This is a genomic window from Brucella ciceri, assembly GCF_041930145.1.
Lineage (GTDB): Bacteria > Pseudomonadota > Alphaproteobacteria > Rhizobiales > Rhizobiaceae > Brucella > Brucella intermedia.
The window spans coordinates 23,682-35,267 of record NZ_JBHEEV010000014.1; the positions used below are offsets into that span (position 1 = coordinate 23,682).

Below are 11,586 nucleotides of genomic sequence, written 5' to 3' on the forward strand. Positions count from 1 at the left end.
AAAAATATTCCATTCTGTGTAGCCGATAAATTCTAAAACAGAAATCGATTATTATAGCGGGTTGCGACCTTCGACGGACGCAACCCGTCAGAGTGTCAATCGTTCAGGCGCTGGCCGTCCCTGCCAAAAACATGGACATTTTCTGCGGATGCGCCAACCCTCACGGTCTGGTCTATATTATGGGCCGAGCGCCCGGCAACGCGGAAGATAAGTGGCTTGCCGTCAGGCAAAGCAGCGTGAATATAGCTTTCTGCACCGACGAGTTCGACCGCTTCGATACGGACGGTCGTATTGAAACCATCAGCATCGGGCGCGCCATCTTCGAGAATGTGGACATCTTCCGGGCGAACACCGATGGTGAAATTTCCTGCGGGTGTCTTCACCGCACTGCCGGTCGTCCAGCCGACGGTTTCTGCACTTGGCAGCAAGTTCATGGACGGAGAGCCGATAAACGTTGCGACGAATGTGGAGGCCGGTTTTTCATAAAGTTCGATCGGTGTGCCGACCTGTTCGATACGACCTGCATTCAGCACAACGAGACGGTCTGCCATGGTCATGGCCTCCATCTGGTCATGGGTGACATAAACGCTCGTGGTGCCGAGCGAACGTTGCAGACGCTTGATCTCGACACGCATCTGCACGCGCAGTTTCGCATCGAGGTTAGAAAGCGGTTCGTCGAAGAGAAATGCCGCCGGTTCGCGGACGATGGCTCGGCCCATGGCTACACGCTGGCGCTGGCCACCGGAGAGCTGGCGCGGCTTACGCTCCAGAAACTGCTCGATTTCAAGGGCTTTGGCAGCCTTTGCGATGCGACGTTCGATCTCGTCTTTCGGTGTCTTGCGGTTTTTCAGGCCATAAGCGAGGTTTTCCCGTACCGTCATATGCGGATAGAGCGCATAATTCTGGAACACCATGGCAATATCGCGCTCAGCGGGCTCAGCATCGTTGACCACGCGGGCGCCGATGGAGATGGTGCCAGATGTAATGCCTTCCAATCCGGCTATCATGCGCAGCAGCGTGGATTTACCGCAGCCGGAGGGACCTACCAGCACCACGAATTCCCCGTCATCGATCTCCAGCGATACGCCTTTGATGACTTCAACATTGCCGCCATAGCTCTTGCGGACGTTATCAAGAACGATTTTGCTCATTACTTTTCCGTTTCAACGAGACCTTTGACGAACCAGCGCTGCATCAGCACCACAACGAGGATCGGCGGAATGATAGCCAGAATGGCTGTTACCATGACGTAGTTCCAGGGAGTGGAAGCGTCAGCCCAGTCGACCATGCGACGCAGGCCAATGATGATTGTGTTCATCTTTGCATCATTGGTAACGAGCAGCGGCCACAGATACTGGGTCCATCCGTAGATGAAGAGAATGACGAAAAGCGCTGCGATATTCGTCTTCGAAAGCGGAAGCAGGATATCCCGCATGAAACGGAAAGGTCCGGCATTGTCGATACGTGCTGCTTCCACCAGCTCACCTGGAATTGTGAGGAAGAACTGACGGAACAGGAATGTCGCCGTCGCAGATGCCATCAGCGGCAGCGTAAGCCCGGCATAGGTGTCGATCATGCCGAGGTCCACGATTACCTTGTAGGTGGGCAGAATGCGCACTTCCACGGGCAACATCAGCGTGACGAAGATCATCCAGAAGAAGAACATACGCATCGGAAAGCGGAAGAACACAATCGCGAAGGCGGACATGAACGAGATAATGATCTTGCCGACTGCGATGGCCATAGCAACCACGAACGAGTTCCAAAGCAGCCTTTCGAGACTGACGCCGACGACACGTTCAACGCCGCCGAAGATGGCTTCGCCATAGTTTTCTATGAAATGATCGCCGGGCAGAAGCGAGATTGGCGGGCGGATGATCTGGGTCGAAGTCATCGTCGAAGCGACGAATGTATAGTAGATGGGAAAGGCGACGATTATGATGCCAAGGATGAGGATCAGGTGACCGATTAGGTTTGAGATTGGGCGTTTTTCTATCATTGTCGCCACCCTCACGAATAATGCACGCGCTTCTCGACGAAGCGGAACTGGAAGGCGGTCAAGGCAATCACGATTGCCATCAGAATGACGGACTGTGCAGAAGACGAACCGAGGTTCAGATTGACGAAGCCGTCATTGTAAACCTTGTAGACCAGCGTTTCGGTCGCTCTGGCAGGGCCACCTCCCGTCACGGCATGGATGATGCCGAACGTGTCGAAGAATGCATAGACGGTGTTTACGACCAAGAGGAAGAACGACGTCGGTGCGAGCAAAGGAAATACGATGGACCAGAATCTCCGCGATCCCCGGGCACCATCGATAGCGGCTGCTTCGATCAAAGATTTAGGGATTGCCTGTAAACCTGCAACAAAGAACAGGAAATTGTAGGAAATCTGTTTCCAGGCGGCAGCAACGACGACGAGGCCCATAGCCTGATTGCCATCCAGTAGCGGGTCCCATGCGAAGCCATTGCGGCGCAGGATATAGGCGAAAGTGCCCATCGCCGGATTAAACATGAAAAGCCACAGCATGCCGGCCACGGCGGGTGCCACGGCATATGGCCAGATCAGGAGCGTACGATAAAATGTTTTACCGCGAATAACGCGGTCTGCAGCGGTCGCAAGCAACAGCGCTGCGCCCATCGCGAGCAGAGCGGTCAGGATATTGAAAACAATCGTCACTCTGAATGAGTGCAGATAGTTGGGATCGGCCAGAACACTTGTGAAGTTGGCCAGACCCACGAAGGTGGATTTGAGCCCGAATGCATCTTCACGCATGAAGGACTGATAAATCGCCTGACTGGCTGGCCAGAAGAAAAACACCACAGTCAGGATGATCTGCGGGGCCAGCAGGAAATAGGGCAGAATTTTATTTGGAAAGGTTACTTTCTGCACGGGGAGCTTCCTCGTGGGATAACAACGCCGCCTGCCACAAAAGGCAGGCGGCGTTGTGTCAATGTGATCGTTTACTGAGCTGCGGCAATCGCGTCGTTGGCACGCTTGACGCCGTTCTCAAGTGCTGTTTTCGCGTCCTGCTTGCCGCCGAGCATGGCTTCGAACTCTTCATTCAGGATATCGCGGACCTGTGGCAGGTTAATGAGGCGCACACCCTTTGAGTTTTCGGTCGGGGCCCTGCCCATCATCTGGAGAATAGGCGTTTCGCGGCCCGGGTTCTTTTCGTAGAAATCCGACTTCTTGGTTTCCTCGTAAGCAGCGAGCGTCACTGGCAGATAACCCGACTTCTCGTGCAGCTTGACCTGAATTTTGGTCTGGGAGAGGAAGTTGAAGAATTCTGCAACGCCCTTGTACTGTTCGTCGCTAAGACCGGCGAAAACCCAAAGGGCCGCACCGCCAGGAATCGTATTTTGCGGGCCGTGACCTTCATAATAAGGCAACTGGCCGATGCCGTAATTGATGCCCGACTTCACGACATCTCCAAGGCCGCCCGAGGATTCGGTAAGCATCGCGCACTCACCTGAAGTGAAAAGCTGCTTGGCTTCCGACGTACGACCGCCGTAGCGGAACGTGCCATCCTTTGCGAGGTCGGCAATCGACTGGAAATGCTGAATGTAAAGCGGAGAATTGATCTCGAGCTTTACATCGGTGCCGCCGAGACCGTTTTCGTTGGTGCCATAAGGAACGTTATTCCAGGCCGCAAAGTTTTCGGTCTGAATCCAGGTCAGCCATGTCGAAGTAAAGCCGCACGCTGCCGCACCACTGGACTTGATCTTCTTGGCCGCTTCAAAAACTTCCGGCCAGGTCTTTGGCGGATTGTTTTCATCGAGACCGGCCTTCTTGAAGGCGTCCTTGTTGTAATAGAGGATCGGCGACGAGGAGTTATATGGGAAGGACAGCATGGTGCCATCGGGCTTTGAGTAATAAGCGACGATGCCGGGCAGGTACTGCGACTTATCGAACTTGAAACCACCCTTTTCCAGCACTTCGGCAGCCGGCACTACAGCACCTTCGGCAGCCATCATTACACCGCTGCCGGCATCGAAGACCTGCAGAATTGCAGGGGGCTGCTTGGAGCGGAACGCGGCAATACCGGCATTCAGCGTTTCGGGATAGGTTCCCTTGTAAACCGGAACGATCTTATATTCGCTCTGGCTTTCGTTGAACTCTTTCGAGAGTTCGTTGACCATTTCGTTGTTGGCACCGGTCATGCCGTGCCACCACGCCAGTTCCGTCTGGGCGAATGCCTGCGAACCGATGGTGAGGGCGAGGGCGCTCGTCAGCGCCGAAGTCGTGATCAGACGGATAAGCATGTTTCCTCCTCGAGTGTGAGATTGCGTGAACATTCGAGCTCCTTTAGGGGGGCTCAAAGTTCCGACATCTGCGATATATTCATTGCACTTATATGAATGCAATTTTTTGCAAAGGATCAACCTTCGATTCTTCCAATGGCAGAATAAATCCGAAAACGATAGCATTCGAAATGAAAAAAAGCGAAAGGCAAGTGATAATCGTGGGGAGAACATGTGCACAATGAAGCCGTCGGAAACGCTGCCCGATGGCATTTGAGCACGGTGATTGCCTGTTCGCTGCCCCGGCGGATTGACCAACGTGCAAGTCTGAATTGAATATACCTCCTCGAATCTGGCCGACGGGTTGCTGAAATCCTATCAACCAGGCCGGACATTGATCAGTTTGCAGACGGGTGAGCTTATGCCGAGTGATGATCGCAGGAAAAGTCGCGTTACGCTTTTGGATGTGGCGCGCCACGCCAATGTATCGCGTGCGACGGCTTCACTGGTCATTCGCAAAAGTCCGCTGGTGGGGGCAGCGACACGCGAGAAGGTGGAAAAAGCCCTGCAGGAGTTGGGTTATGTCTATAATATGGGCGCAGCCAGTCTCCGGGCGGAGAGGTCGAATACGGTGGGCGTCATCGTGCCGACCCTCGGCAACCCGTTTTACGGTGAATTGCTTTCTGGAATAGACAGTGTTGTAGGTGAAGCTGGGCTGGTCGTTCTTCTTGCAAACAGCCACGAGAATTTTGCCAATCAAACCACCCTCATGCAGCGTATGCGCGAGCATGGTGTCGATGGCGTGATTGTATCGCTGACGGCAGAAACGGCTCCCGAATTCATCGAGCAGTTTGTGGACTGGGGGCTGCCGGTCGTTCAGGTATTGCGTCATGTGACGGACCGAATTGACTACGCAGGCGTGGATTATGCGGGCGGCATGCGGCAGGCAGTCAATTATCTGGCCCGGTTGGGGCATAGGACGATCGCCTTTGCCGTGCATGGGCCGGTCCATTCCGCATATCGCGAACGTGTCGAAGGATTCCGGGATGCGATGGAGCAACAAGGCCTCGATCCCGGTTTGATCGTTCGCTTGCCATACACGATGCCGGAAATCGCCAAAGCGGCCCCGCTACTCTTTCAGGCGGGAAAAGCGCCGACAGCGGCGATCTGTTTCAATGACGTGGTTGCGCTGGGGCTTTCAGCGGGTCTTTATGACTGTGGGAGGAAAGTTGGTGACGACTTCTCTCTGATCGGCTTCGATGATGTAAGCGACGCGGAGGCGACACGGCCCCGCTTGAGTTCAGTGTCAACGCGACCGGTTGCAGTGGGCCAGAACGCCGCCAGGCTGCTTCTTTCCCGGCTGGCAAGTCCGGAAAAGCAGGCCGAGCGGATCGTGAGCGAGACATATTTGCAGGTGAGGCAGTCCTGTGTACCGTTAAAAGCGCCAGTCATCTAATCCGAATTAATGATTGACGAGCGGCATCAAACCCAATTAGATCGATCTAAATTTGTTGCCGACAGGAGGAAAAGTCGGCATAGTCCGTGTACCGGGAGGTTCGGCATTGTATAATTTCAACTTCGCGCCCGTTTTCGCGTCGATGGATAAGCTGCTTGTCGGTGCGTGGCAGACAATTGAGCTCTCGTGCGCTGCGATGGTGTTAGGCTTGATTGTCTCGATTATCTGCGCCGTCGGTAAGACATCCGGACCCAAACCGGTACGCTTCGTCATCGATGCCTATATCGAAATCATCCGCAACACACCGTTTCTGGTGCAGATTTTCTTTATCTTCTTTGGATTGCCTTCTGCTGGTTTGCGCCTGTCGCCCAATAGTGCTGCGCTTCTCGCACTGATCGTGAATTTCGGGGCCTACGGCACGGAGATTATTCGGGCGGGTATTGAATCTATTCATAAAGGTCAGGTGGAAGCTGGGACAGCGCTTGGTCTCTCCAGGCTTCAGGTATTCCGCTATGTCATCATGAAGCCAGCCTTGCGGACGGTCTATCCATCGCTCACCAGTCAGTTCATTTATCTGATGCTGACTTCGAGTGTTGTATCCGTCATTTCCGCCAATGAGCTTGCGGCTGCGGGTAACGATTTGCAGTCGGCGACCTTTGCGAGCTTTGAGGTCTATATCGTTATCACGCTCATGTATCTCGTCATGTCCATCGGTTTCTCTGCCGTCTTCGCGTTGATCGAGAAGGTGGCCTTCAAATACCCGTTGAGCCGATAGGAGCAGGCCATGATCAGACCTTTTGGCTGGAACGAATTTCTCATCATCGTTTATGCAGCGCAATGGACCATTGCTCTTTCCGCCATTGCCTTTGTGGGCGGCGGTATTGGAGGGCTGCTGGTTGCGCTGATGCGCGTCTCGGATGCCCGCGTCCCGCGTTTCATTGCGCTCGGCTTCATAAGGCTGTTTCAGGGCACACCGCTTCTGATGCAGCTGTTTCTGGTCTTTTTCGGTCTCAATATTTTCGGACTGGGCATCAATCCGTGGATCGCTGCAACAATTGCACTGACTTTGCATGCGAGCGCTTTTCTGGGCGAGATCTGGCGCGGCTGTATTGATGCTGTGCCGCCCGGTCAGCGCGAAGCCGCAACTGCCTTGGGGCTGCGTTACTATAATCGTATGCGCTATGTGATCCTGCCGCAGGCTGCGCGCATTTCCGTTGCGCCAACGGTGGGGTTTCTCGTGCAGCTCATCAAGGGAACGTCTCTTGCTGCGATCATTGGCTTTACGGAACTGACACGCCAAGGTCAGATCATCAACAACGCGACATTCAGCCCGTTCATGGTGTTTGGCACCGTGGCTGCTATCTATTTTGTCCTGTGCTGGCCGCTATCCATTCTCGCGCGCCGCATGGAAGCGAGGTTTTCTCGTGCTACGGCTCGGTAATCGGGGGGCTGGGGAAGACAATGGGCATTTCCGGCCTGCTGCGAGACATGGCTGCGGCAGGAAATGCTCCGAAAAATAAGAAACGGTGCCGGCGAGGAGACCGGCCCTTGATAGGGAAGGAATAAAAATGAATATCACCAGACGTTTGGCTATGGCCTTCATTGGTGCGGGAGCTCTCGCGACCGTGCTGGCACCTGCAGCATTTGCGCAGACTGTTGACGGCATCAAGTCCGCCGGGAAAATCAAGATCGGTATGCTGGTCGATTTTCCACCTTTCGGCATCATGAATACCAGCAATGAACCGGATGGCTATGACGCTGACGTGGCAAAGCTGCTGGCGAAGGAGATCGGTGTCGAGGCTCAGATTGTTCCGGTTACCGGTCCGAACCGGATTCCCTATCTGCAGAGCGGTCAGGTCGATGTCCTGGTTGCTTCGCTGGGCATCACGGAGGAGCGCGCCAAGAGCGTGGATTTCTCCCAGCCTTATGCGGGCATTTCAATTGGTGTATTCGGACCGAAGGATATTGCGGTTGCGAAGCCGGAGGATCTTTCGGGCAAGACCATCGGCGTCGCGCGGGCTTCGACGCAGGATACGGCAGTTACCAAGGTTGCGCCGCAGGATGCCAACATTCGCCGCTTCGACGACGACGCAAGCGCAGTGCAGGCTTTGCTTTCCGGTCAGGTTGAACTGATCGGTCTATCCAACGTTGTGGCGGCTGAGATCGAAAAGGCTGCTCCGGGCCGCTACGAACAGAAAATCCAGCTCAGCCAGCAGGTACAGGGCATCGCTGTTCGCAAGGGCTCGGCCGAAATGCTGGAATTCGTCAACAAGTTCATCGAAAAGGCGAAGAGCGACGGTGAACTGAACAAGATCCATGAGAAGTGGCTTGGCGCGCCGCTGCCGGATTTTGTTTCCCAGGCAAAGTAAGCTCCTGAATTCCGCCTTGCCCGTCCTCAGGCGGGCATGGCGATCCAGTCCACGAAAGTGAGTTTCTCGACATGAACCAGACGGCTCAGGGAACGACAAACCAGATGCAGCACGATGCTTCTGGTGCGGCAGTGCTTATGCAAGGGGTGAACAAGTGGTACGGCACGTACCATGCGCTCCGAAATATCAATCTGACTGTATCCCGCGGCGAACGTATCGTTATTTGCGGCCCGTCTGGTTCGGGAAAGTCTACTCTCATCCGCTGCATCAATCAGTTGGAGACCATTCAGGAGGGCCGTATCATCGTTGATGGCCACGACCTGACTGCTGGTGGAAAGAATGTAGATATCGTGCGGCAGGAAACCGGTATGGTTTTCCAGCAGTTCAATCTCTTTCCGCATATGACTGTTCTTGAGAATTGCACGTTGGCGCCGATGAAGGTGCGGGGCATCTCGAAGCCGGAGGCCGAAAAGACAGCGCGCAAATATCTGGAGCGCGTCCGCATTCCCGAACAGGCGGACAAGTATCCGGCCCAGCTTTCCGGCGGACAGCAACAGCGCGTGGCTATTGCCCGTGCGCTCTGCATGAATCCCAAGATCATGCTTTTCGATGAACCGACTTCGGCGCTCGATCCAGAAATGGTCAAGGAAGTTCTGGATACCATGATCGATCTCGCGAAAGAGGGCATGACCATGCTGTGCGTTACGCATGAAATGGGCTTTGCGCGGCAGGTCGCAGACCGCGTCATTTTCATGGATCAGGGGCAAATTCTCGAAATGGCGGAACCGGAAGAGTTTTTCGGTAATCCGAAACACGAGCGCACAAAGGCATTCATTGGCCAGATTTCCTGATTGTCTCCAATAATTTAGTAATGGAGTTTGAAGTGACGAACGAAGTTCTGCTCATCGAGCCTATGATGCCGTTGATCGAAGAGCGACTGGACGCGGCTTACAAGGTTCTTCGCCTGTATAAACCGGAGGACAGTGGGGCTATCGATGCGGCCCTCGGCACCATACGTGCTGTCGTCACTGGGGGCGGAACAGGGCTCTCCAACGAGTGGATGGAACGTTTGCCGTCACTTGGCCTGATCGCCATTAACGGTGTGGGAACAGACAAGGTTGACCTCGCTTTTTCACGTGGTCGCAACGTCCATGTCAGCACCACGCCGGGCGTTCTGACGGACGATGTCGCTGACACCGGCATTGCCCTCATGCTCGCGGTAATGCGCCATGTCGTTGCGGGCGATCGGTTCGTAAGGGAAGGTAGATGGGCTCGCCGGGAGGCTTTCTCTCTCGGGATAAGCCCGAAAGGCAAGCGGGTCGGCGTCCTGGGGCTTGGCCAGATTGGCAAATCGTTTGCGCGGCGCGCGGAAGCATTTGGCATGGAAGTGCATTACTGGAACCGTTCGCCTGTCGCAGACACCGGTTGGGTCGCACACGCCACGCCTGTGGAACTTGCGCAGCAAAGCGACGTGCTCGCAGTGTGCGTTGCAGCCAACCCTGCCACGGCAAATATCGTGAATGCGGATGTTCTGGCGGCACTTGGAAACAAAGGCTATCTGGTCAATGTAGCCCGAGGCAGTGTCGTTGACGAAGATGCGCTTCTGGAAGCGTTGAACAACGGAACCATTGCTGGTGCCGGCCTTGATGTTTTCGTCAATGAACCGACGATCAGAGCGGATTTTCTGACCGCGCCAAACACGGTGCTGATGCCGCATCAGGGCAGCGCAACGGTCGAAACCCGTGTTGGAATGGGCGAACTGGTGCTCGCCAATCTCGCAGCATATTTTTCCGGTGATGTTCCGCCGACCAAGGTAAACTGAGTTATTATCCATGATTGTCAGACAGGCCTTTTTTGAAGGCGCTATTCATGCTGGGCGCGAGGATGCGTTCAAAGCTTATGTCGCCGATATCCTCATGCCGATGTGGCTCTCCTTTCCCGGTATCAGGGAAGTGCGCGTTCTTTACGCTGTCGAACGCGATGAAGGTGCTCCGGCTTACCCGATGGTGCTTTGGACCAAGTATGACAGCAGGGAGGCTCTGGCGGAGGCGCTCGCGTCATCTGTGCGATATGAAAGCCGGGAGGCGACAAAGGGCCTCCTCGAAATGTTCGATGGTCATATCCATCATCACGTCTTCGATCTCACCCTCGAAGGGTGAGGTCGCGTCTATTCAGCAGCCTCAAGCGCCCCACGTCCGCTCAAGGACATTGATCCAGTTGCCATGGGCCAGCTTGACGATGGAGGCATCGTCGTAGCCGTGCTTGCGGAATGCTTCTATGACCAGCTGGAGATCGCCTACGTCGCGGAGCGTCGACGAAATCGTGGTGCCATCAAAATCGGAACCGAGCGCCAGATGGTCGATCCCGATGCGATCGACAATGTAATCGGCGTGACGAACGATCTCGGATAGATCGGTATCAGGATCGCGCTTTCCGTCTTCGCGCAGGAATGACACGCCGAAGTTGAGCCCAACAAGACCGCCCGTATCGCGAATGGCATCCAGTTGCCTGTCCGTCAGGTTGCGGCTTTGCTGGCAAAGCGCGTGCGCATTGGAGTGCGAGGCCACGAGCGGCGCGTCGGAGATCGCTGCAACGTCCCAGAACCCTTTCTCGTTCATGTGAGAAAGGTCGATCATGACTTTCAGCTCGTTGCATGCGCGAATGAGAGCTTTGCCGTGATCGGTAAGGCCGGGACCGATATCCGGGGAGGCGGGAAAGCGGAAGGGGATGCCGTGGGCAAAAATATTCGGGCGGCTCCAGACAGGCCCCAGCGTTCTAAGGCCAGCTTCATGCAGAACATAAAGCGCATCGAGGTCTTCGCTGAAAGCCTCCACACCTTCGATATGATAGACGGACGCGAAAATCCCCTTCGCAAACGCATCGCGAATATCTGCTGCCGTGCGGCAGACACGCACTCGGCCTTCAGATTCGCGTTCGATTTTCAGCAGGATTGCAGACATGGCGAGCGTCGCCTTCATCGCATCCGTTTGGCTGGGCGTCGCGAGGTTGCCGTTGGCATCGAGTTCGCGTGACGGCGAGGGTACATACACTGCGCAAAGTCCGCCGCCCAGACCACCCTTCTGCGCGCGTGGCAGATCGATATGTCCGACATTTTCGCCATCAAGAAAGCGCTTCTCCGGCGCGGCAGCCTCGGATGACCACAACCGCAACAGCACGTCGTTGTGACCATCAAAAACGGGTATCTTCTGTTCTGTTGCCATGGAGTAGCCTTTTCAAATCAAGTCCAGTATTTGAGACACGGGTGATGGACCCAAGCGCGAAGAATTGCAAATGCGATTTCAGTCACTTGATATGATCACCCTGCATGAGCGGCGATTCCTTGTAGCGAAAGCTTTCTTTTAGGTTGCGCTCATGCAAAGTCTGCATAGGCAATGCAAAATTCTGCATTGGCCCCTGCATCCGCTGACGTGATAGCGGAAAGGTGGAAAAATATATCCGGATATAAGCGTCGACGATTGCATCCCAATTCATGGACATGTTCGGAAAGCGCTGCAAG

General features: G+C 54.9%; 13 protein-coding genes. 7 read left to right on the top strand and 6 right to left on the bottom strand.

Translation table 11 applies throughout. The features are described 5' to 3' along the window. Positions 1 to 95: 95 nt before the first annotated feature. The 4 genes from JNC63_RS19965 to ugpB all read right to left on the bottom strand — a co-directional run bounded on the left by JNC63_RS19965 (position 96) and on the right by ugpB (position 4,265). Positions 96 to 1,151 carry a sn-glycerol-3-phosphate import ATP-binding protein UgpC gene (locus JNC63_RS19965; protein ID WP_006469007.1) on the bottom strand — a complete coding sequence of 352 codons (1,056 nt, stop codon included), beginning with the start codon at positions 1,149 to 1,151 and terminating at the stop codon, positions 96 to 98. Continuing rightward, positions 1,151 to 1,999 (bottom strand): sn-glycerol-3-phosphate ABC transporter permease UgpE, encoded by an 849-nt coding sequence (gene ugpE / locus JNC63_RS19970; protein WP_006471322.1) that lies wholly within the window; start codon positions 1,997 to 1,999, stop codon positions 1,151 to 1,153. Before ugpE ends, JNC63_RS19965 begins: the two co-directional genes overlap by 1 nt. An 11-nt stretch (positions 2,000 to 2,010) precedes the next feature. Next, the gene (gene ugpA, locus JNC63_RS19975) at positions 2,011 to 2,892 is read right to left on the bottom strand and encodes a sn-glycerol-3-phosphate ABC transporter permease UgpA (protein ID WP_006469005.1); all 882 of its coding nucleotides are present in this window, start codon (positions 2,890 to 2,892) and stop codon (positions 2,011 to 2,013) included. A gap of 71 nt (positions 2,893 to 2,963) precedes the next feature. Beyond that, complete coding sequence (ugpB, locus tag JNC63_RS19980; RefSeq protein ID WP_006471321.1) at positions 2,964 to 4,265, bottom strand: sn-glycerol-3-phosphate ABC transporter substrate-binding protein UgpB; 1,302 nt, start codon at positions 4,263 to 4,265, stop codon at positions 2,964 to 2,966. Between the two features lie 400 nt (positions 4,266 to 4,665). Between ugpB and JNC63_RS19985 the strand changes: the two genes are divergently transcribed. From JNC63_RS19985 to JNC63_RS20015, 7 genes are all read left to right on the top strand, one after another. Beyond that, a complete protein-coding gene (locus JNC63_RS19985) occupies positions 4,666 to 5,700 on the top strand; it encodes a LacI family DNA-binding transcriptional regulator (protein ID WP_031346967.1) in 1,035 nt (344 codons plus the stop codon). 106 nt (positions 5,701 to 5,806) lie between these two features. Then, positions 5,807 to 6,475 carry an amino acid ABC transporter permease gene (locus JNC63_RS19990; RefSeq protein WP_006471319.1) on the top strand — a complete coding sequence of 223 codons (669 nt, stop codon included), beginning with the start codon at positions 5,807 to 5,809 and terminating at the stop codon, positions 6,473 to 6,475. Between the two features lie 9 nt (positions 6,476 to 6,484). After that, on the top strand, positions 6,485 to 7,141 hold the full coding sequence (locus JNC63_RS19995) for an amino acid ABC transporter permease (protein ID WP_006469001.1): 657 nt from the start codon (positions 6,485 to 6,487) through the stop codon (positions 7,139 to 7,141). A gap of 127 nt (positions 7,142 to 7,268) precedes the next feature. Beyond that, the gene (locus JNC63_RS20000; RefSeq protein WP_006471318.1) at positions 7,269 to 8,069 is read left to right on the top strand and encodes a transporter substrate-binding domain-containing protein; all 801 of its coding nucleotides are present in this window, start codon (positions 7,269 to 7,271) and stop codon (positions 8,067 to 8,069) included. Positions 8,070 to 8,173: 104 nt separating this feature from the next. Then, positions 8,174 to 8,920: an amino acid ABC transporter ATP-binding protein gene (locus JNC63_RS20005; protein ID WP_006471317.1), complete on the top strand. Its 747-nt coding sequence runs from the start codon at positions 8,174 to 8,176 to the stop codon at positions 8,918 to 8,920. A 20-nt stretch (positions 8,921 to 8,940) separates the two neighbouring features. After that, on the top strand, positions 8,941 to 9,891 hold the full coding sequence (locus JNC63_RS20010; protein ID WP_006468998.1) for a 2-hydroxyacid dehydrogenase: 951 nt from the start codon (positions 8,941 to 8,943) through the stop codon (positions 9,889 to 9,891). A gap of 10 nt (positions 9,892 to 9,901) precedes the next feature. After that, on the top strand, positions 9,902 to 10,228 hold the full coding sequence (locus JNC63_RS20015) for a hypothetical protein (protein ID WP_006468997.1): 327 nt from the start codon (positions 9,902 to 9,904) through the stop codon (positions 10,226 to 10,228). Positions 10,229 to 10,249: 21 nt separating this feature from the next. Here the strand turns inward: JNC63_RS20015 and JNC63_RS20020 are convergent, their stop codons facing one another. Together JNC63_RS20020 and JNC63_RS20025 are read right to left on the bottom strand one after the other, a co-directional pair. Beyond that, positions 10,250 to 11,290, bottom strand: coding sequence for a dipeptidase (locus JNC63_RS20020; protein WP_006468996.1), 1,041 nt, complete (start codon positions 11,288 to 11,290; stop codon positions 10,250 to 10,252). An 82-nt stretch (positions 11,291 to 11,372) separates the two neighbouring features. Then, on the bottom strand, positions 11,373 to 11,585 hold the full coding sequence (locus JNC63_RS20025; RefSeq protein ID WP_006468995.1) for a hypothetical protein: 213 nt from the start codon (positions 11,583 to 11,585) through the stop codon (positions 11,373 to 11,375). Position 11,586: the final 1 nt, after the last annotated feature.